This is a genomic window from Parasulfuritortus cantonensis, from assembly GCF_004337445.1.
GTDB lineage: Bacteria > Pseudomonadota > Gammaproteobacteria > Burkholderiales > Thiobacillaceae > Parasulfuritortus > Parasulfuritortus cantonensis.
On the sequence record NZ_SJZB01000031.1, the window covers coordinates 1 to 21132 of the forward strand.

Here is a 21132-nt window from a genome sequence, read left to right on the forward strand (position 1 = left end):
GGTATGCGGCTTGCCGTCCGCGCCGAGCGCGCGCACGGTGAGCTGGGTGATCTCGTAGTCGAAGTCGACGAAGCCCTCGACGATGACCCGGCCGCGGTTGACCCGGCCGGCTTCCTTGGCGTAGTCCCAGGCCGCCCGCAGCTCGTCGGCGCCGTCGACCTTGCTCTGGCCCTTGCCGGACGACGACATCACCGGCTTGACCAGGCAGGGGTAGCCGATGCCGGCATCGACCGCCCGCTTGAGTTGCTCGTAGGAGTCGGCAAAGGCGTACGGCGAAGTCGGCAGTTTGAGCACTTCCGCGGCGAGCCGCCGGATGCCTTCGCGGTTCATGGTCAGGTTGACCGCGCGCGCAGTCGGGATGACCTTGCACAGGCCGTCCGCTTCCAGCTGCATCAACGTCTCGGTGGCGATGGCCTCGATCTCGGGCACCACGAGGTGGGGCTTTTCCGAGTCGATCAGACGCGCCAGGACGTTGCCGTTGGTCATGTCGATGCACTGCGTGGCATGCGCCACCTGATGCCCCGGGGCGCCTTCATAGCGATCGACGGCGGTCACTTCGACGCCCAGCCGCTGCAGGGCGATGATGACTTCCTTGCCCAGTTCACCGGCCCCCAGCAACATCACCCGGGTCGCCGAGGCGGTCAACGGAGTCCCAATTTGCATTTACCACTCCTCTCGTTCGCGCATGCCACATAGAATGTGGCCTACCGAACACAAGCATATCGGAATGACCGGGGTTCCGGCCATCCCCAGGAAGGATAGAACCATGCGCCGCATGCTCCCTTTGGTCCTGCTACTGTGCGCCCAGGCCGCGCCCGCCGAGGACTGGCTGTACCTGACCTATCCGGGCGACACGCCGCTCAAGATCGGCCGCGACTACCTGAACAAGCCGTCCGACTGGGACAAGGTGCTCAAGCTCAACAAGGTCAAGAACGAGTACGTGCTGCCGGTCCACACGCGCATCCGCATTCCGGTCGAACTGCTCAAGGTGACGCCGGCCCCGGTCACCGTCAGCCACGTCGAGGGCAACGTCCGGGTCAAGCCGGACGGCGGCACCTTCCGGCCCCTGGCGGTGGGCGACAAGCTGACCGGCGGCGAAACCGTGCTGACCGGGCCGCGCAGCTTCGCCGGCTTCGTCCTCGCCGACGGCAGCAAGCTGACCCAGCAGGCCTCCTCCAAGCTGAGCTTCGGCCGCCTCGCCGCCTACGGCAAGACGGGCATGGTCGCCACCGAGCTGGACCTGGAAAACGGCCGCATCGAGGCCGGCGCCAGCAAGCAGATCGGCCCCGCCGGCGGCTTCAAGGTCCGTACGCCGGTGGCGGTGGCCGGCCTGCGCGGAACCGCCTTCCGGCTCAACGTCAGCGACGACGGCAAGGTGCTGCGCAACGAGGTCCTCGAAGGCATCGTCGGCATCGACGCCCAGGACCGGGAGGTCCAGGTCAAGGCCGCCGAGGGCACGGTAACCGAGCAGGGCAAGGCGCCGGAAGCGCCGCGGCCACTGCTGCCGGCGCCCTCCGCCCAGGGCATCCCCACCCATCTGGTCGCCCTGCCCCTCAACTTCGCCTGGCCGGGCATGCCGGACGCCAAGGGCTGGCGTGCCCAGGTCGCCGCCGACCCCGGCTTCCAGAAGATACTGCTCGACAGCGAAGGCAGCCAGCCGAGCGCGCAATGGGAAGCGGCACCGCCTGACGGCCATTACTTCCTGCGCATCCGCGCCGTCGACACCGCCGGGCTGGAGGGTCTCAACACCGACCTGGCGTTCGATCTCGACGCCCGCCCGCTGCCGCCCCAGGCCCTCGCGCCCAAGGCCGACGAACGCAGCTACCAGGAACAGGTCACCTTTAGCTGGGCGGCCGCGCCGGAGGCCCAGGGCTACGTGCTGCAGATCGCCCCGAACGGCGATTTCGCCCCCGGCCAGACCGTCGAGCGGCGTCTGGAGGCCGTCCTCAGCGCCACCGAGAAGCTGGCGCCCGGGCAATACGAGTGGCGTCTCGCCAGCCTGGACGAAAGCGGCCAGGCGCACGGCTGGGGTGCCGCCCGCGGCGTCCGCGTGCAGCCGCTGCCGAACCCGCCCAAGGCGGACACCCGGACCGAGAACGGCCAGGCCGAGTTCGCTTGGTCGGCGGCCGGCGCGGCCGCCAGCTACGACGTCGAGATCGCCCGACGCGCCGACTTCGCCAGCCTCGAAGGCAAGCTGCACGTGACCGAAACCAAGGCGGCCGCCAGCCTCAAACCGGGCCGCTACCACTGGCGCATCCGCGCCCTCGAGGCCGACGGCCAGGCCGGGCCCTGGAGCCGGCCGGCGGCACTGGTCATGCCCCCGGAAGCGCCCGGCGACATCCGGGTCAACGTCAGCATCGGCGTGCTCTCGATCACCTGGCAGGGCAACGCGCCGGCCTACCGGCTGGAATTCGCGCGCGACGCCAACTTCGAGGTGCCGCTCTTCAACCACCGCGAGGAAGTCACCCACACCCGCCTGGCGACGCCGGAACCCGGGCAGTACTGGGTGCGCGTGATCGCCCTGAGCGAGACCGGCTCGCGCGGCGGCCAGAGCAAGCCGGTGAGCTTCACCATCGACCGCTGGCAGTGACCGGGCGCGGCGGCTCCGGCTGCCGCCCCGTCTAGGGCGCCTTCTCGTCAGTTGAGCTGGATGCGCACGCCGAACGGTACCGGCGCCTTGCCCTTGACCAGCCAGACCACCGGGAAGCGCGGCTCGGCCGCCGGGAAGCGCCCCTCGGCATCGGTGAAATAGACCAGCAGGTCGGGGTCGAGGCGGTCGCGGTCGAGCCACTCGAAGACCGGCCGGAAGTCCGTGCCGCCCCCGCCCAGCAAGCCGTCCGGGAGGTTCATCGCCTCCCACATCGCATAGCGCCAGGGGCCGCCCTCGGCCAGCTTGTCGTCGCAGGCGTGCAGGACGACGTCGGCACGCACCTGGGCCTTGAGGGCGTCGATCTCGGCCAGGAACTCGCGCAATTCGTCGTCGCCGATCGAGCCGCTGGTGTCGAGCACCACGGCCACCTTGACGCTCTGGCTGTACAGGCGCGGCATCATGGCCTCGCCTTCGCGCCGCGAGGTGCGCTGGAAGCTGTAGTCGTCGCGCGCCGCATTCATCATGTAGCGCGCCAGCAGGGCGCGCCAGGGCAGCTTGGGGGCGAGCAGGTCATCGACCAGGCGCATCATCGAGCTGGACAGCTTGCCGGCCTGGCGGGCCGCGGTGGCCGCCGCCGCCAGGCGGCCCTGCCACTGTTCGTCGAGCTGGTCCAGGTCCATGGGCGGCTGGGGCGGCGCGTCCTGTTCCCCGGCCTCGGCCTGGCTCGCCTCGGACGCGTCGCCCTGCTCGCCGGCCCCGCCCTCCTCCTCGCCCTCGCCCTGGTCGCCGCCCTGGGAATCGTCGTCCCGGTCCTCGTCCTCGGGTTCGCCCTCGCCGCCCTGGCCGCTGCCGCTGTCGTCGAACAGGTGCTGGTCCATGGTCTGCTCGGGCGGATCCTCATGCAGGAGCGGGTAGATCTCCTCGGCCGACAGGCCGCGGTACTGGGCGTTCATGAGCGCCGCGTCGGGCGGCGGCATGCGCTCGTCGTCGAGGATCATGTTGACCGCGTAGTCGCAGGCCACGTCCCAGCGATGCTTCTGGCGATGGTTGCGGCGGTTGAAATGGGACAGGGCGCAGTGCATGGCCTCGTGGGCGAGGACGAACTGGGTCTGGTCCAGGGTCAGGCGGGCGATGTAGTCGGGGTTGAAGTAGAAGAAACGGGCATCGGTGGCCGTGGTCTCGCACCACTTCGGGTCGGCCGCCTTGAGCGGCAGGTGCATGACCAGGGAACCCAGGAAGGGCTTGTCCAGGATCAGCCGCGTGCGCGCCGCCGCGAGCTTGGTCTCGATGGCCTTGATGTCCTGCGCCATGGCGGGCTCAGATGGCCGGCTTGAAGTCGTACAGCATCAGCTCCGCCACGCTGTTGGCCCAGGCGACGAACTCGGGCACCCGGAAGAGCGGCTGGCCGACGGCGCGGTGCAGGTCGGTGACCAGCATGACGCCCATCTCGCGCTGCGGGAAGGTCTTGGCGTACTTCAGCACGTTGCCCAGCTTGGCGGGATCGCCGGCCGACTCCTTGGCCCGCCGGACCAGGGCGGCGGCGACGCCGTACTGGAGGTCGATGCTCTTGGGCACGCCGACGTCCTGGCCGGCCAGGATGGCGTCGATGTCGGGCAGGTTCTCCAGGTTGTCGATGAAGGCCTTCAGCTCGACGCCGCAGGCCTGGCCGACGCAGGCCTGCAGGGCGTCGCCCAGGAGGTCGTGGCGGTCGGCGAACTTGTGCAGGGCACGGTGGGCGTATTCCCAGGAACGCGGGCTCGGGAAGGCCACCGGGTTGTGGGCGGCGTCGTAGTTGAACAGCATGTCCGGCCGAAAGCGCAGGAAGCCGAGGATGCGCTCGTCGATGCCGTGGTCGAGCGCCCAGCCGATCCAGTCGTCCAGGTTGGCCTCGACGTCGAAGTGGGTGAAGCGGTTCGCCAGGGGCGCCGGCATGGCGTAGGTGACGCCGCGGTCGCCCTGGCGGTTGCCGGCGGCGAAGATCGCCCAGCCGTCCGGGATGGTGTACTCGCCCAGGCGGCGGTCGAGGATGAGCTGGTAGGCGGCGGCCGACACCGTCGGCGGCGCGGCATTGATCTCGTCCAGGAACAGGATGCCCTGCTCGCCGTGGCGCCGGGCGTCCGGCAACATGGCCGGCACCGACCACTCGACGTTGTCGCCCTTGCGGAACGGGATGCCGCGCAGGTCGGTGGGCTCCATCTGGGACAGGCGGATGTCGATCAGCGGCACGCCGTGCTTCTTGGCGATGCCGGCGATGATCTGCGACTTGCCGACGCCGGGCGGCCCCCAGAGCATGACGGGGGTGTGCTGACCGTCGGCGCAACTGGCGAATTCGCGGTCCAGGATGGTCTCGATATGCGATGGGCGCATGCTGTTCTATTCCTCGCGTTGTCCGGTGCCGCAGCGCGGCCTTGCAAACTGTGCCCCCGTCCAGACGGGGACGACGAAATCGATCTGCCCAGCCTCAGCCGAAGCCGTCTTCCTCGGCATTGGCGGCCTCCTGCAGGCGTGCCGCCACCAGGGCGGCGTTCAGGCCAGCCCGGTCGATCACCTTGGGCAACAGGCGGTACACCTGGGCCAGCCAGCGTGGCCGCCGCCAGGCGGCAAGCTCCAACTCGGCCCGGGTAGCATCGGTCAAACCGGGCCAGCAAAGCAAGAAGGGCGACAGCCACGCATGATAATCGTGAATAGCCGACTTTTCCAGTCGACTATTCCAGGCGTCGGTCACCAGCAGCTCGGGAAACTCCGCGCCGCCCAGGTGCCGGCCCTGCCAGGCGGGCGCCAGGCGGTAGCCGGTCAGGCCTTCGCCGGCGCCGTCCGGGCGGCGCCGGAACCACTGCGCTCCGGCATAGGGTCGGGCCCGGCCGTTGACCTGGCGTTCCAGGAAGTCGCGATGGCGCGGCGCCCCGGCCCCGGCCGGCAACCGCTCCGCCAGGGCCGCGGAGTGGTAGCCGCGATAGGTGAGCGCGAACGGCAGCCAGGCCAGCTCAGCCAGGCCGTGGTGATGCCGGCTCGGCGCCTGGGCGTCGAGCAGCGCCAGGGGCCGGCCGGATTCCTTGTCGAGCAGCCAGAGTTCGACGCTGTCGATGAGCGGGAAGGGCAACGCCGGGCGGCCTTGCAGGGCGGCGAGCAGTTCGGGGTGGCGGGCGCCGACCCCGGCCACCAGGCCGCGGCCCTCGACCCAGACGCCGACCGGCCGTACCCAGCCCTGACCGTCGTCGGCGCGCAAGTGCCAGGTCACCCCGTCCAAGCTGCGTGCCTCGCCGTCGCCGACCTCGACGTACTGGACCACACCACGGTAAGGGTTCAGGCGGCGCTGGGCGTAGTACCGGGCGCTCACGTGGCCAGCAACTGGCGCAGCAGCGCCTTCACGGTGGCCGGCTCGAACGGCTTGTCACAGACGCCCACGACGCCGAGGTTGTGCACGGCCGCCAGGCGGCCCTGGTCGGTCTCGCTGGTGACCATCAGAATGGGTACCGATTTCTGCCAGCCGGCGCGGACGTACTCGATCAGCGCCTTGCCGTCCATCTCGGGCATGTTGTAGTCGGTCACCACCAGGTCGACCGCGTGCTCCGCCAGCAACGCCGCCGCCTCGGCCCCGCCTCCGGCCTCGATGAAATGACGGGCGCCCAGGTTTTCCAGCACGTGCCGGATGTAGCGGCGTGCCATCGGGCTGTCGTCGACCACCAGGATGCGCAGCTCGTCGAGCGCCAGGCCGCCCGCTTCCAGGCTGTCGTCGGGATTCAGCCAGTCCAGCGTGGCCCGCAGGGCGGCCGCCAGCTTGTCGAGCCCGAACGGCTTCGGCAGGATGGCGCAGGCGCCCGACTGGCGTACCGGATCGAGCAGCTGCGGGCGCTCCTCGCTGGAGATCAGGATGAACGGCAGGTCGGCCAAACGCGGGTCGGCGCGCATCGCCAGGATCAGGTCGGTGCCGGTCATGTCGGGCAGGTACATGGAACTCAGCACCAGGTCGGGCGGCTCGGCCGCCATGGCCGCCAGGGCCTCCCGGCCGCTCTGGACGGTCGCCACGCCGGCGACGCCGAAGCCGTTCAGGTGGCCGGCGATGATCCTGGCCTGGATCGCCGAAGGCTCGACCAGCAACAGGGATAATTCGTGTACCGAGGTGGGCGCGTCCATGCTCGCGGGCGGGTTGGAGGGTTCGAGGCGTTACCTGTGCTACCGTTCAACTGTAGCAACGAACCGGCCCGTACGCACATGCCCCAAGTCATCCGTCGCGAACACATCCGGACCTGGCTGCCGCCGCGCCCGCGCGATTGCCACAAGGGCGACTTCGGCGACGTCGGCATCCTGGGCGGCGCCCCGGGCATGGCCGGCGCCGCGCTCCTGGCCGGGCGCGCGGCCCTCTGGCTGGGTGCCGGGCGGGTCCACGTCGGCCTGCTCGACGAACGCCTGGCGGTCGATCCGCTGGTTCCCGAACTGATGCTGGCCGCGCCCGAGCGGCTGCTCCGCCTGGCCCTGCCGGCCTGCCTGGCGGTCGGCCCCGGCCTCGGCCAGGGCGAGGCCGCGCACGCGTGGCTGGAGGCCGCCGTGGCCAGCGACCTGCCGCTGCTCCTCGACGCCGATGCCCTCAACCTCGTAGCCGGCGACGCCGAACTGGCCGGCCGCCTGCGCGGCCGCCCCGCGCAAACCCTGCTGACACCCCATCCCGGCGAGGCCGGGCGCCTGCTCGGCCTCGCCACGGCGGCCGTCCAGGGCGACCGTCCGGGCGCCCTCGCCGCCTTGGTCGACCGTTACGACACCGGCGTCCTGCTCAAGGGCGCGGACAGCCTGATCGGATTCCCGGACCGGGAACCCTGGCGCAACGAGACCGGCAACCCGGGCATGGCGGCGCCCGGCATGGGCGACGTCCTGACCGGCATGATCGCCGCCCTGGTGGCCCAAGGCCTGGATATGGAACGCGCCGCGGTGCTCGGCGCCCACCTGCACGGCGCCGCCGGCGACCGCGCCGTGGCCGACGGCCGCGGCCCGAACGGGCTCACGGCCGGCGAACTGGCGCGCACCGCGCGCACCGTGCTGAACGGCTGGCTTTACGGCTGAACGAGCTTGCAGGGACCGCAGAAACGCTCGCGCAGGTAGGTGCTGAACTCGTCCGCCACCTCGGGGTGCTTCATGGCGTATTCGACCGTCGCCTGCAGATAGCCGAACTTGGAACCGCAGTCGTAGCGGGTGCCCTCGAAGGCGTAGGCGAGCACCTGCTGCTCCTTGAGCAGGGACTGGATCGCATCGGTGAGCTGCAACTCGCCGCCGGCGCCGCGCTCGATCTGGCGCAGGTGCTGGAAGATGCGCGGAGTCAGGATGTAGCGACCGACCACGGCACGGTTGGAGGGCGCGTTCTCGGGCTTCGGCTTCTCGACGATCCGGGTCACCCGCGACAGGCGCTCGGACATCGGATCGCTGGCGACGATGCCGTAGGAGCCGGTCTCGGACGGATCGACGGTCTGCACGCCGACGATGGAGCTCTGGTAGTAGTCGTACTGGTCGCACATCTGCTTGACGACGCCCGGCTCGGCGTCGATCAGGTCGTCGGCCAGGATGACCGCGAAGGGCTCGTCGTTCACGGCCGGCTCGGCGCACAGTACGGCGTGACCGAGGCCCAGGGCCTCGGCCTGGCGGATGTAGATGCAGTTGACGTAGCTGGGCAGCAGGTTGCGCAGCTCGGCGAGCGCCTGCAGCTTGCCGCGCGTCTCCAGCTCCACCTCCAGTTCGTAGGCCTTGTCGAAGTGATCCGAGATGGCCCGCTTGGTGCGGCCGATGATGAAGATCAGGTCGGTGATGCCGGCCGCCACCGCCTCCTCCGCCGCGTACTGGATCAGCGGCTTGTCGACGATGGGCAGCATCTCCTTGGGGGTGGCCTTGGTCGCGGGCAGAAAGCGGGTGCCCAAACCCGCGGCCGGGAATACGGCCTTGGTGACGCGTTTCATTGCTGACCTCCACTGGCACCGGGCCAACGGCCGGCGGTGTGGCTGGAATGGAAAACTCCCTGTATGTATTTCAAGTCAATTCCTCTCTACTTGTTGCAACAACATTACCAGACTGTGCTCGTCGAGCACGGTAATACCCAATTCTTGCGCCTTGGTGAATTTTGACCCCGGATCGGCCCCGGCGACAACATAGTCGGTCTTTTTCGACACGCTGCCGGCCACCTTGCCGCCCGCCGCCTCGATCATGGCCTTGGCCTCGTCGCGGGTCAGCCCGGGCAGGGTGCCGGTCAGGACGACGGTCTTGCCGGCCAGGTGGCCGGCCGTGGCCCGCCTGGCCTCGCCGTCGCGCCAGGCGCCCGCGCCGCGCAGGCGTTCGATGACGGCGCGGTTGTGCGATTCGGCGCAGAAGGCCAGGATGGACTCCGCCACCACCGGGCCGACGTCCGGCACCTCGAGCAGGGCCGCCTCGTCGGCCGCCATGAGGGCGTCCAGGCGGCCGAAGTGGCGGGCCAGATCCTTGGCGGTCTGTTCGCCGACGTTGCGGATGCCGAGCGCGAAGACGAAACGGTGCAGGTCGCGGCCCTTGCTGTCGGCGATGGCCTGGACCAGGTTGGCGGCGGATTTCTCGCCCATGCGTTCGAGCCCGGCGAGGCTGGCCTGGTTGACGCGATCCGGGTCGTACAGGTCAGCCGGGTTCTGCACCAGGCCCCGGTCGACCAGTTGCTCCACCAGCTTGTCGCCGAGCCCCTCGATGTCCATGGCGCGGCGGCCGGCGAAGTGGATGATGGCCTGCTTGCGCTGGGCCGGGCAGCTGAGGCCGTTGCTGCAGCGGGCCACCGCTTCGCCATCGATGCGCACCACCGGGCCACCGCATTCCGGGCAGTTGTGCGGCAGTTCGAAGGGCGCATGCAGGGGCGTCACCAGGTCGTGCATGGGGCGCCGGTCCAGGACCACCGAGACCACCTCCGGGATGACGTCGCCGGCCCGGCGCACGATCACGGTATCGCCGACCCGGACGTCCTTGCGCCGTACCTCGTCCTCGTTGTGCAGGGTGGCGTTGGTGACCGTGACGCCGCCGACGAAGACCGGCGCCAGGCGTGCCACCGGGGTGATGGCGCCGGTACGGCCGACCTGGACCTCGATGGCCTCGACGGTGGTCAGTTCCTCCTGGGCCGGGTACTTGTGCGCCACCGCCCAGCGCGGCTCGCGGGCGACGAAGCCGAGTTGCCGCTGCAGGTCGAGCCGGTTGACCTTGTAGACGACGCCGTCGATGTCGAACGGCAGGCTGTCGCGTTGCGCCGCGACGGCGCGATGGAACTCGACCAGGGTGGCGCCGCCGGGACCGACCGCGCGCACCTCGCTGACCGGCAGGCCGAGCCCGGCCAGGGCGTCGAGCAGGGCGCCGTGGCTGGCCGGCAGGTCCCAGCCCACGGTCTCGCCGATGCCGTAACAATAGAACGACAGCGGCCGCTGCGCGGCCACCGCCGGGTCGAGCTGGCGGATGCTGCCGGCGGCGCCGTTGCGCGGGTTGACCAGGGTGGCCCGGCCGAGCGCGCGCTGCCGGGCGTTGTAGCGCTCGAAGTCGTCCCGGCGCATGTACAACTCGCCGCGCACTTCCAGCACCGCCGGCGGCGCGTCGGTCGCCAGGCGCAGCGGGACGGCGTGCACGGTGCGCACGTTCTGGGTGACGTCCTCGCCGGTCTCGCCGTCGCCACGCGTGGCGGCCTGGACCAGGACGCCGTCCTCGTAGCGCAGCGACATGGCGAGGCCGTCGAACTTCAGCTCGGCGGCGTACTCGATCGGCGGATCGGTCTCGGCGAGGCCGAGTTCGCGGCGCACCCGGGCGTCGAACGCCAGGGCGCCGGCCGCCGTGGCGTCGGTCTCGGTGCGGATGGACAGCATGGCCACCCGGTGGCGTACCGGCGCGAACGCGGCCAGTGCCTTGCCGCCGACCCGCCGGGTGGGCGAGTCGGCGCGCGCCAGCGCCGGAAATTCCGCCTCGAGCCCTTGCAGCTCGCGGAACAGGCGGTCGTACTCGGCATCCGGGATGGTCGGGTCGTCGAGTACGTAATAGGCGTAGTTGTGGCGTTCGATCTCGGCCCGGAGCTGCGCGGCCCGGGCGGCCGCCTCGGTGGCGGTCATGCGAACAGGCGCAAGGCCCGTTCGCCCCCGGCCGGCACGCCGTGCCCGGCCATGCGGGCGTAGATGGCTTCCAGGCTGCGCCGGTCGCGCTCAAGGCTGGCCCGGCTGACCGGGCGGCCGCCGTCGTCGACCAGGTGGCCGTGCAGGCGCTCGGCCAGGGCCAGGCCCAGTTCGGTCATGCGGTCGAAGGCGGCGAGGCCGTCGGCGACGCGCGGCACGTCGAACAGCAGCGAGACGCCGTGGGCCGTCTCGTCCTGGCCGGCGCCGCCGTCGGTCAGGGTGAACAGCGGCCGGCGCGCCGCGTCCTTGAGGACGTAGGTGCCGTCGGCGCCTTGCTCCAGCCCGGCCTGGACGGCCAGTTCGTTGACCGTGTCGTTGGCGAAGCCTCCTTCGCTAGGGATGACGTTGAGGCCGATCAGCATGTCGACCTCGGCGCAGAAGCCGTCCAGCGCCTTGGCCCGCTCGACCGCCTCGGCCTTGTCCTGGCAGGAGATGGCGCCGCCGTGTTCGGTGGCGAACTCGTACAGGCGCCGGCAGAAGGTTTCCAACTGCACCTCGCTGACCGGCCCGGCCCGATCGGCCAGGAGCAGCCCCATCTCGACCGTGTCATAGGCGCGCGCGGCGTGGCCCATGACGGCTTCCCAGCCGCCGTCCTCGCGCCGGCCGACCATGCGGATCGGCTTGCTGATCCGGCGCAGGCCGTCCTGCAGCGCGGCGAACTGCACCGTCGTGGGCTGGGTGTAGCGCAGCCGGGCCACGTATTCGACCTCGGCGTCGAGAGGGCTCTCCGGCGCCAGCGGCTGCACGCCGGGCGCCACCGGCGCCTCGGCGACCACCGGCGCTGCCGGCTCGCCGGCGGCCGGCTCCGGCAACGGCTCGCTCGCGGCGGCGAACGGCACGGGTTCGGGCTCGACCGCCATGTCCCAGCCGACCTCGGGTTCCGCCACGGGCTCGCCGGCCGGCACGTCGTCGAGCAGCTGGATACGCGGCTCGATGCGGGTTTCCGGGATATCCTCGTGCAGGGGCAGGTCACCCAACGACACCGGCTCGTCATGTTCGACCGGCTGGAACAAGCGTTCCGCCTGTTTGCGCGAACGCCGCTCCTGCCAGAAGTTGTAGAGCATCACCGCCCCGACCAGGCCGATACCGAGGGCGATCAAGGTGTAGTGCAACGAGGTCAAGGCTCCGTCTCCCGTGTCATTGGCGGATTGGCAGCGGGCTCCATGACCTGGAAGAAGATCTCGTCCTTCCTGATCATGCCCAATTCATAACGGGCCCGGGCCTCGATGGCGCCGTAGCCCGTCTTGAGGTCGTTGACCTCGGCGGCCAACTGGGCATTGCGGGCGGCCAGGACCTGGTTGGCCGCCCGCTGCTCGGTGATCTGGCGTTGCAGATCCCAAACCTTCAGCCAGCTGCCCTTACCCAGCCAGAGCGGGTATTGCAGCAGTACGATCAATACGGCCAAAACCCAGTTCAGGCCCCGCATCTCACCTCTGTTGGTTGAAGGCGCTCAGACCCGGATAGACCGCCATGGTACCCAGTTCCTCTTCGATGCGCAGAAGCTGGTTGTACTTGGCGATACGGTCCGAACGGGACAGGGACCCGGTCTTGATCTGGCCGGAGTTGGTGGCCACCGCGAGGTCGGCGATGAAGCTGTCCTCGGTCTCCCCGGAACGGTGCGAGACCACCGAGGTCCAGGCGGCGCGCTTGGCCATCTCGATGGCGGCCATGGTCTCGGACAGGCTGCCGATCTGGTTGACCTTGATCAGGATGGAGTTGGCCACGCCCTTCTGGATGCCTTCCTTGAGGATCTTGGTGTTGGTCACGAAGATGTCGTCGCCGACCAGTTGGATCTGCTTGCCCAGCTTCGCGTTCAAGCCCGCCCAGCCGTCCCAGTCCTGTTCCGCCATGCCGTCCTCGATGCTGATGATCGGGTACTTGGCGACCCAGGCGCCCAGGTAGTCGGCGAACTCGGCGGAGGACAGCTGCAGGTTCTCGGCACTGATGTGGTACTTGCCGTCCTTGTAGAACTCGGAGGCGGCGCAGTCGAGGCCGATGAACACCTGCTCACCCGGCTTGTAGCCGGCCGCCTCGATGGCCTCGACGACGAACTTCAGGGCGTCCTCGTTGCACTTCAGGTGCGGCGCGAAACCGCCCTCGTCGCCGACGCTGGTGGCGTAGCCGGCCTTGGCGAGCAGCTTCTTCAGGTTGTGGAACACCTCGGCGCCGGCGCGCAGGGCCTCGTGGTAGGTCGGCAGGCCGGCCGGGATGACCATGAATTCCTGCACGTCGATGCCGCTGTCGGCATGGGCGCCGCCGTTGATGATGTTCATCATCGGCACCGGCAGGCTCATCGGACCGGCACCGCCCAGGTAGCGGTACAGCGGCAGGCCGGCCTCTTCGGCGGCCGCGCGGGCGCAGGCCATGGAGACCGCCAGGATGGCATTGGCGCCCAGGCGCGACTTGTTGTCGGTGGCGTCCAGGTCGATCATGGTCTTGTCGATGAAGGACTGCTCCTCGACGTCGAGCCCCATGACCGCCTCGGCGATCTCGGTGTTCACGTGTTCGACGGCGTTGAGCACGCCCTTGCCCAGGTAGCGGGCCTTGTCGCCGTCGCGCATCTCGATCGCTTCGCGGCTGCCGGTGGAGGCACCGGACGGGACCGCGGCACGGCCGAGTACGCCGGATTCGAGCAGGACATCGGCTTCCACGGTGGGGTTGCCGCGGGAGTCGAGAATCTCACGGCCAACTACATCGACGATTGCACTCATTTTTCTCTCACTTTCATCGTTGTGCGCCCTCGTGAGGCGCGGATATCACGGCCTGACGCTGTCTTCGACGAAGCCGCGCTGCTTCACCAACACATCAATCTCTTTCAAGGTCTCCAACAGCTCGCGCATGAGCCCGAGGGGCCAGGCGTTGGGGCCGTCCGACAGGGCCTTGGCCGGGTCCGGGTGGGTCTCCGCGAAGAGCCCGGCGACCCCGACCGCGACGGCGGCACGCGCCAGGACCGGCACGAACTCGCGCTGGCCGCCCGAGGCGGTACCCTGGCCACCCGGCTGCTGCACCGAATGGGTGGCGTCGAACACCACCGGGCAGCCGGTCTCGCGCATCACCGCGAGACCGCGCATGTCCGATACCAGCGTGTTATAGCCGAAAGAGACGCCGCGTTCGCAGACCATGATGGTGTCGGCGCCGCCGTTGGCGGCTTTCGCCTTGTCGACCACGTTCTTCATGTCCCAGGGGGCGAGGAACTGGCCCTTCTTGATGTTGACCGGCTTGCCCGAGGTGGCGCAGGCATGGATGAAGTCGGTCTGCCGGCACAGGAAGGCCGGCGTCTGCAGGACGTCCACCACCGCCGCCACCGGGGCGATCTCGGCCTCGGTGTGGACGTCGGTGAGCACCGGCACGCCGATACGCGCCCTGACCTCGGCCAGGATGCGCAGGCCCTCGTCCAGGCCGAGACCGCGGAACGACTTGCCGGACGAGCGGTTGGCCTTGTCGAAGGAAGACTTGTAGATGAACGGTACCGCCAGCTCGGCGCACAGTTCCTTCAACTGGCCGGCCGTATCCATGGCCAGTTGCTCGGACTCGATGACGCAGGGTCCGGCGATCAGGAACAACGGCCGGTCGAGGCCGACTTCAAAGCCGCACAGGTTCATTCGAACTCCCCTGACAATCCGGCAATCTGTGGCGGTGGCTGGTCGGGGCCGACGTCAAAGCCACCCGGGCTCATTTGCTTTCCTTGTAGGCCAGCGCCGCCTCGACGAAGGCCTTGAACAGCGGATGGCCGTCGCGCGGGTTGGAGGTGAACTCGGGGTGGAACTGGCAGCCGACGAACCAGGGATGCATCGCCTGCGGCAGCTCGACCATCTCGCACAGCCCGGTGCCCGGGGAACGCCCGGCCACGGTCAGGCCCTTGGCCACGAGATCGGCGAGCAGGGTGTTGTTGACTTCGTAGCGGTGGCGGTGGCGCTCGACGATCTCGGCCTTGCCATAGACCTGGCGCGCGAGGCTGGCGTCGTCGAGCTTGCAGACCTGGCCGCCCAGACGCATGGTGCCGCCGAGATCGGATTGGGCGTCGCGCTTCTCGACGTGGCCATCGCGGTCCAGCCACTCGGTGATCAGGCCGATGACCGGATAGGGCGTCTGGGCGTCGAACTCCGTCGAGTGCGCCCCGGCCATGCCGGCGACGTCGCGGGCGAATTCGACGACCGCGAGCTGCATGCCCAGGCAGATGCCCAGGTAGGGGACCTTGTGCTCGCGGGCATAGCGGATCGCCGCAATCTTGCCCTCGGTGCCGCGCTTGCCGAAGCCGCCCGGGACCAGGATGGCGTGCACGCCGGCGAGCGGCGTGAGGTCGCCGCTTTCCAGGGCTTCCGAGTCGATGTAGTGGATGTTCACCTTGCTGCGGGTGTGCATGCCGGCATGGCGCAAGGCCTCGGTGAGCGACTTGTACGACTCGGTCAGATCGACGTACTTGCCGACGAAGGCGATGTCCACCTCGTGCAGCGGGTGTTCGAGGGCCTCGACCAGGCGTTTCCAGACCGTCAGGTCGGCGGCGTGGGCGAGGATCTTGAGCTTGTGGCAGACGATCTCGTCCAGCATCTGGTCGTGCAGCATGGCCGGGATCTTGTAGATCGAGTCGGAGTCCGGCACCGAGATCACGGCCTCGGCCTGGACGTTGGTGAACAGGGCGATCTTGCGCTTCTCGTCGGCCGGAATCTCGCGGTCGGCCCGGCACAGCAGGATGTCCGGCTGGATACCGATCTCGCGCAGCTCCTTGACCGAGTGCTGGGTCGGCTTGGTCTTCAGCTCGCCGGCGGTCGGGATGTAGGGCAGCAGCGTGAGGTGGATGAAGCAGGTATGGTCGCGGCCTTCCTCGATGCCCATCTGGCGGATCGCCTCCAGGAAGGGCAGCGACTCGATGTCGCCGACCGTGCCGCCGATCTCGACGATGGCCACCTCGGCATCCTTGGCGCCCTGGCGGATGTGCAGCTTGATCTCGTCGGTGATGTGCGGGATGACCTGGACGGTCTTGCCCAGGTATTCGCCGCGCCGTTCCTTCTTGATCACCGACTCGTAGATCTGGCCGGTGGTGAAGTTGTTGCGCTTGGACATCCGGGCCCGGATGAAGCGTTCATAGTGGCCGAGGTCGAGGTCGGTTTCGGCACCGTCCTCGGTAACGAACACCTCGCCGTGCTGGAAGGGACTCATGGTGCCGGGATCCACGTTGATGTACGGATCCAGCTTCATGAGGGTGACTTTGATGCCGCGCGATTCCAGAATCGCGGCCAGGGATGCGGCGGCAATGCCCTTCCCGAGGGAAGAAACCACGCCGCCGGTGACGAAGACGTAACGGGTCATCATCGGTTTTCTGTATGGTGATGCGGAATTTTACCGGATGCCGGGTAGGGCTGGAAACAGGCGCCGCATTTCCGGGCCTTCACGCCCTGGTGATGTGTTGGCATCATGGCGGTATAACAAACCCGGCGCTCCCGCGCGACGACACTACAACAATGGACACTCCCCTCATCACCCAGGACGTCATCCGGTCCATCGTCGCGCTGACCGAACAGCGCGACCAGCGCTCCCTGGCGCAAAGCCTGCTCGACACCGTGAGCGAGATGCTCGGCGGCGTCGAAGGCTGGCTGGTCAACGTCACCCCGGGCAACCCGGCCGGGCCGGACTGTGCCCTGCTGCTCGGCGACGAACTCCGCCTGCCGCCCGGCCTCGTCGACCTGATCCGCCTGCGCCCGGCGCCGGACGGTTTCGAGCAGCTCGACTACCGCGGCCACAGCTACCTGCTCACCCAGTTGCACGATGCCGAGCACGAGCGCGCCAACCTGCTCGTCCTGGGCCAGGGGCACTGGCCGGCCAACGAGCTGCAGATGGCCCAGGGCATGATCCGGGTCTACCAGAATTTCGTCGCCCTGCTGCGCGACAGCGAGAAGGACACCCTCACCGGCCTGTTCAACCGGCGCAAGCTGGAACTCAAGCTCAAGGAGATCGCCCAGCAGGGCTGGGGCCGGCGCCAGCGCGACAAGGCCCTGGGCGACTACCTGGCGATCATGGACCTGGACCGCTTCAAGGCCGTCAACGACAACCACGGCCACCTGATCGGCGACGAGGTGCTGCTGGTGTTCGCCAACCTGCTACGGCGCGCCGTGCGCGACAGCGACCTGATCTTCCGCTACGGCGGCGAGGAGTTCGTGGCCCTGCTCCAGGAAGCCCCCAACGACGCCATCGAGGAGATCCTCGAACGCGTCCGCCAGACCGTCGAGGAGCACGCCTTCCCGGTCGTCGGCCGGGTCACCGTGAGCATCGGCTTCGCCCGCATGGACGACCGCACGTCGCCGCTCGAAGCCCTGGAACAGGCCGACCAGGCCCTCTATTACGCCAAGGACAACGGCCGCAACCAGGTGCGCGAATACGCGAGCCTGGTCAACCAGCACCTGCTCGAAGCCGTCCACCGCGACGGCGGCATCGAGCTGTTCTGAACGCGCGCCTCAGCCGACCCACTTCCGGGCATTGCGGAACAGGCGCAGCCAGGGGCCGTCCTCCTGCCAGGCGTCCGGATGCCAGGAATGCTGGATGGCGCGGAACACCCGTTCCGGGTGCGGCATCATGATCGTGAAACGGCCGTCCGGCGTGGTCAGGCCGGTGATGCCGCCGGGCGAACCGTTCGGGTTGAGCGGATAGGTCTCGGTCTTGCGGCCGCGGTTGTCGACGTAGCGCAGGCAGACCTCGGCCCCCTTGCGCGCCGCCTTGTCGGCGAACACCGCCCGGCCCTCGCCGTGGGAAACCACGATCGGCATGCGGCTGCCGGCCATGCCGTCGAACAGGATGGACGGCGTCTCGGCCACCTCGACCATGACGAAGCGGGCCTCGAACTGTTCCGACAGGTTGCGCTCGAAGCGCGGCCACTGCTCGGCCCCGGGGATGATGGGCGCCAGGCGGCTCATCATCTGGCAACCGTTGCAGACGCCCAGGGCGAAGCTGTCGTCGCGCCGGAAGAAGGCCTCGAAATCGTCCCGGGCGCGCGGGTTGTGCAGGATCGAGGCCGCCCAGCCGCCGCCGGCGCCGAGCACGTCGCCATAGGAAAAACCGCCGCAGGCCGCCAGGCCCTTGAATTTCTTCAGCGAGACGCGGCCGGCCAGGATGTCGCTCATATGCACGTCGACCGCCTCGAAACCGGAGCGGTGGAAGGCGGCCGCCATCTCGACCTCGCCGTTCACCCCCTGCTCGCGCAGGATCGCCACCTTGGGCCGGGCCTTGCGGCTCTTCACGTAGGGCGCGGCGACGTCCGCGCCGACGTCGAAGCTGAGCTTGGCGTGCAGGCCGGGGTTGCGGTCCGCCCCCTGGGCCTCGAATTCCTGCCGGGCGCAATCCGGGTTGTCGCGCAGCGACTGCATGCGGTAGCTGGTTTCCGACCAGGCCGCCAGGAGGTCGTCGCGTTCCTCGTCGAAGACCGGCTTGCCCTCGCGCAGGACGCGGATGCGGTCCTGCCTGTTGAGCTGGCCGATGACGAAGAACTCGTCGCGCAGGCCGGCCTCCAGGCACAGCGCCATGACCGCCTTGGTGTCGGCCCGGCGCACCTGCAGGACGGCGCCCAGTTCCTCGTTGAACAGGATGCCGAACAGGCGCGAGGTGTAGGGCGCGTGCGGCTCCGGTGCGCCCTCGACCTCAAGCATGATGTCGCTGTGCAGGCGGTGGTAACGCAGTTCGTCGACGTCGATGTCGAGGCCGGTGCGGCCGGCGAAGGCCATCTCGCACATAGCGGCGAACAGACCGCCGTCGGAGCGGTCGTGGTAGGCGAGCAGCTTGCCCTCGCGGTTGAGGCGCTGGATGACCGCGAAGAAGGCCTTCAGGCGGGCCGGCACGTCGACGTCCGGGCAGGCGTCGCCGAGCTGGCCGTAGCAGTTGGCCAGCACCGAGCCGCCCAGGCGGTTGTTGCCCTCGCCCAGGTCGAGCAGGATCAGGTCGGTGTCGCCCTGGTCGGTACGCAGTTGCGGGGTCAGGGTGCGACGGGCGTCCGGGGTGGGCGCGAAGGCGGAGACGATCAGGGACAGGGGCGAGACCACCGCCTTCTTGACGCCGTCGTCCTCCCAGGTGGTGCGCATGGACATGGAGTCCTTGCCCACGGGGATGCTGATGCCGAGTTCCGGACACAGCTCCTTGGCCACCGCGCGCACGGTGTCGAACAGGGCGGCGTCCTCGCCCGGGTGGCCGGCGGCGGCCATCCAGTTGGCCGACAGGCGGATGTCGGAGATATCGGCCACGGCGGCCGCGGCCAGGTTCATGATCGACTCGGCCACGGCCATGCGGCCGGAGGCGGCCGGGTCGATCAGGGCCAGCGGCGTGCGCTCGCCCATGGCCATGACCTCGCCGGCGTAGGTGTCGTAGCCCAGCGTGGTGACGGCGCAGTCGGCCACCGGCATCTGCCAGGGCCCGACGAACTGGTCGCGCGCGGTGTAGCCGCCCACGGTACGGTCGCCGATGGTGATCAGGAAGGACTTGCTGGCCACGGTGGGGTGGCGCAACACGCGGTAGGCCGCCTCGCGCAGGTCCAGGCCGTCGGCGCCGAACGGTTCCAGCTTGGCGGCCACGTGCTTGACGTCGCGGGTCATCTTGGGCGGCTTGCCGAGCAGCACGTCCATGGGCATGTCGACCGGGTTGTTCTTGAACTGGCGGTCGCTGACCACCAACTGGCCCTTGCGGGTGGCCTTGCCGACCACGGCGAACGGGCAGCGTTCGCGCTCGCAGATGGCCTTGAACAGGTCCAGGCTGTCCGGGGCGATGGCCAGGACGTAGCGCTCCTGGGCCTCGTTGCACCAGATTTCCTTGGGCGCCATGCCCGGCTCCTCGCTGGGCACGTCGCGCAGTTCGAACTTGGCGCCCAGGCCGGCGCCGTGGGCCAGTTCCGGCATGGCGTTGGACAGGCCCCCTGCACCGACGTCGTGGATCGACAGGATGGGGTTGGCTTCACCCATCTGCCAGCAGCGGTCGATGACCTCCTGGGCACGGCGCTGGATCTCGGGATTGCCGCGCTGCACCGAGTCGAAGTCCAGGGCCTCGGCGTTGGCGCCGGAGCCCAGGCTGGAGGCCGCGCCGCCGCCCAGGCCGATGAGCATGCCGGGGCCGCCCAGCTGGATGAGCAGGGTGCCGGGGGCGAATTCCTTCTTGAATACGTGGTCCTCGCGGATGTTGCCGACCCCGCCCGCCAGCATGATGGGCTTGTGGTAGCCGCGCACCTGGCCGTCCGGGGTGGCCAGCTCGAAGGCGCGGAAATAGCCGGCCAGGTTGGGCCGGCCGAACTCGTTGTTGAAGGCGGCGGCGCCGATGGGACCGTCGATCATGATCTGCAGCGGCGACACGATGCGGCCCGGCTTGCCGTAGTCCTGTTCCCAGGGCAGTTCGAAGCCCGGGATGCGCAGGTTGGACACAGAGAAGCCGCACAGGCCGGCCTTGGGCTTGGAGCCGGTGCCGGTGGCGCCCTCGTCGCGGATCTCGCCGCCGGAGCCGGTGGCGGCGCCCGGGAACGGCGCGATGGCGGTCGGGTGGTTGTGGGTCTCGACCTTCATCAGGATGTGGGTGGCCTCCTTGTGGAAGCCGTAGCGGCCCTTGTCGTCCGGGTAGAAGCGGCCGATGGTGGCGCCCTCGATCACCGAGGCGTTGTCGGAATAGGCCGACAGGGTGCCTTGCGGACGCACCTTGTGGGTGTGCCGGATCATGCCGAACAGGGATTCCTTCTGCTTCTCGCCGTCGACGACCCAGTCGGCGTTGAAGATCTTGTGCCGGCAGTGCTCGGAGTTGGCCTGGGCGAACATCATCAGCTCGACGTCGGTCGGGTTGCGCTTGGCCTTCTTGAAGTTGTCGACCAGGTATTCGATCTCGTCCGGCGACAGGGCCAGGCCCCACTCGGCGTTGGCCTTTTCCAGGGCCTTGCGGCCGCCCTTGATGACGTCGACGCTGGCGAACGGGGGTGCCTCGACGTGGTGGAACAACCGTTCGGCCTCGCGCTCGTCGGCCAGCACGCTCTCGGTCATGCGATCGTGCAGGTGGGCCAGGGCGGCGGTCCGTTTGGCCGGGCTCACCGGCTTGCCGTTCTTGTCGGCCAACTCGTAGGCGATGCCGTATTCGATGCGCGACACCGCGGCCAGGCCGCAGTTGCGCGCGATGTCGGTGGCCTTGGAGGACCAGGGCGAGACGGTGCCCAGGCGCGGGGTCACCAGGAGGGCGCGGGCCGCTGGCTCGTGCGCTCCGGCCTGCAGGAGTTCACCGAGGAATTCCCGCTCGGCGTCGCCCAGGGGGCCGGACAGTTCGACGAAGTAGCGGTACTCCGCCACCACCTTGGCCACCCCCGCGGCACGCAGTTTGTCGAGAAGCTTTTCGATGCGGAACTCGGACAGGGCGGGCAGACCGCGCAGGAAGATCACTTGAGACATGGCTGACTGGCGA

Annotated in this window: 16 protein-coding genes; 3 read left to right on the forward strand and 13 right to left on the reverse strand. The window is 69.2% G+C overall.

What is annotated here, in order from left to right:
* A partial coding sequence (locus tag EZJ19_RS08055) for an ATP-grasp domain-containing protein (RefSeq protein ID WP_131446430.1) occupies positions 1-663 on the reverse strand: 663 nt, incomplete at its 3' end.
* 103 nt (positions 664-766) lie between these two features.
* On the opposite strand from EZJ19_RS08055, the gene EZJ19_RS08060 reads away from it, so the two are divergent.
* Positions 767-2590 carry a FecR family protein gene (locus tag EZJ19_RS08060; RefSeq protein ID WP_165873515.1) on the forward strand — a complete coding sequence of 608 codons (1824 nt, stop codon included), beginning with the start codon at positions 767-769 and terminating at the stop codon, positions 2588-2590.
* Between the two features lie 47 nt (positions 2591-2637).
* Here EZJ19_RS08060 and EZJ19_RS08065 read toward each other — a convergent pair whose 3' ends face one another.
* From EZJ19_RS08065 to EZJ19_RS08080, 4 genes are all read right to left on the reverse strand, one after another.
* Positions 2638-3900, reverse strand: a complete 1263-nt coding sequence (locus EZJ19_RS08065; RefSeq protein WP_131446434.1) for a vWA domain-containing protein — start codon at positions 3898-3900, stop codon at positions 2638-2640.
* Positions 3901-3907: 7 nt separating this feature from the next.
* Positions 3908-4957 carry an AAA family ATPase gene (locus EZJ19_RS08070; protein WP_131446436.1) on the reverse strand — a complete coding sequence of 350 codons (1050 nt, stop codon included), beginning with the start codon at positions 4955-4957 and terminating at the stop codon, positions 3908-3910.
* Positions 4958-5051: 94 nt separating this feature from the next.
* Positions 5052-5927, reverse strand: coding sequence for a hypothetical protein (locus EZJ19_RS08075; RefSeq protein ID WP_131446438.1), 876 nt, complete (start codon positions 5925-5927; stop codon positions 5052-5054).
* A complete protein-coding gene (locus EZJ19_RS08080; RefSeq protein ID WP_131446440.1) occupies positions 5924-6724 on the reverse strand; it encodes a response regulator in 801 nt (266 codons plus the stop codon). The genes EZJ19_RS08075 and EZJ19_RS08080 overlap by 4 nt, the downstream gene beginning before the upstream one ends.
* A gap of 78 nt (positions 6725-6802) precedes the next feature.
* Here EZJ19_RS08080 and EZJ19_RS08085 point away from each other — a divergent pair, with 78 nt between their 5' ends.
* A complete protein-coding gene (locus EZJ19_RS08085; RefSeq protein WP_131446442.1) occupies positions 6803-7645 on the forward strand; it encodes an NAD(P)H-hydrate dehydratase in 843 nt (280 codons plus the stop codon).
* On the opposite strand, the gene galU is transcribed toward EZJ19_RS08085, so the two are convergent.
* The 7 genes from galU to EZJ19_RS08120 form a co-directional block, all read right to left on the reverse strand.
* Positions 7636-8529, reverse strand: coding sequence for a UTP--glucose-1-phosphate uridylyltransferase GalU (gene galU, locus EZJ19_RS08090; RefSeq protein WP_131446444.1), 894 nt, complete (start codon positions 8527-8529; stop codon positions 7636-7638). The genes EZJ19_RS08085 and galU overlap by 10 nt on opposite strands.
* A 75-nt stretch (positions 8530-8604) precedes the next feature.
* Complete coding sequence (gene ligA / locus EZJ19_RS08095; RefSeq protein WP_131446446.1) at positions 8605-10671, reverse strand: NAD-dependent DNA ligase LigA; 2067 nt, start codon at positions 10669-10671, stop codon at positions 8605-8607.
* Positions 10668-11852: a cell division protein ZipA C-terminal FtsZ-binding domain-containing protein gene (locus EZJ19_RS16600; RefSeq protein WP_131446448.1), complete on the reverse strand. Its 1185-nt coding sequence runs from the start codon at positions 11850-11852 to the stop codon at positions 10668-10670. Before EZJ19_RS16600 ends, ligA begins: the two co-directional genes overlap by 4 nt.
* Complete coding sequence (gene ftsB / locus EZJ19_RS08105; protein ID WP_131446450.1) at positions 11849-12157, reverse strand: cell division protein FtsB; 309 nt, start codon at positions 12155-12157, stop codon at positions 11849-11851. The genes EZJ19_RS16600 and ftsB overlap by 4 nt, the downstream gene beginning before the upstream one ends.
* Before the next feature lies 1 nt (position 12158).
* On the reverse strand, positions 12159-13442 hold the full coding sequence (eno, locus tag EZJ19_RS08110; protein WP_131446452.1) for a phosphopyruvate hydratase: 1284 nt from the start codon (positions 13440-13442) through the stop codon (positions 12159-12161).
* A 45-nt stretch (positions 13443-13487) separates the two neighbouring features.
* A complete protein-coding gene (gene kdsA / locus EZJ19_RS08115; protein WP_131446454.1) occupies positions 13488-14333 on the reverse strand; it encodes a 3-deoxy-8-phosphooctulonate synthase in 846 nt (281 codons plus the stop codon).
* Positions 14334-14403: 70 nt separating this feature from the next.
* A complete protein-coding gene (locus EZJ19_RS08120) occupies positions 14404-16038 on the reverse strand; it encodes a CTP synthase (protein WP_131446456.1) in 1635 nt (544 codons plus the stop codon).
* Positions 16039-16190: 152 nt separating this feature from the next.
* Between EZJ19_RS08120 and EZJ19_RS08125 the strand changes: the two genes are divergently transcribed.
* A complete protein-coding gene (locus tag EZJ19_RS08125; RefSeq protein WP_165873516.1) occupies positions 16191-17171 on the forward strand; it encodes a GGDEF domain-containing protein in 981 nt (326 codons plus the stop codon).
* Positions 17172-17180: 9 nt separating this feature from the next.
* Here the strand turns inward: EZJ19_RS08125 and purL are convergent, their stop codons facing one another.
* Positions 17181-21119 (reverse strand): phosphoribosylformylglycinamidine synthase, encoded by a 3939-nt coding sequence (gene purL / locus EZJ19_RS08130; RefSeq protein WP_131446460.1) that lies wholly within the window; start codon positions 21117-21119, stop codon positions 17181-17183.
* Positions 21120-21132 lie beyond the last annotated feature (13 nt).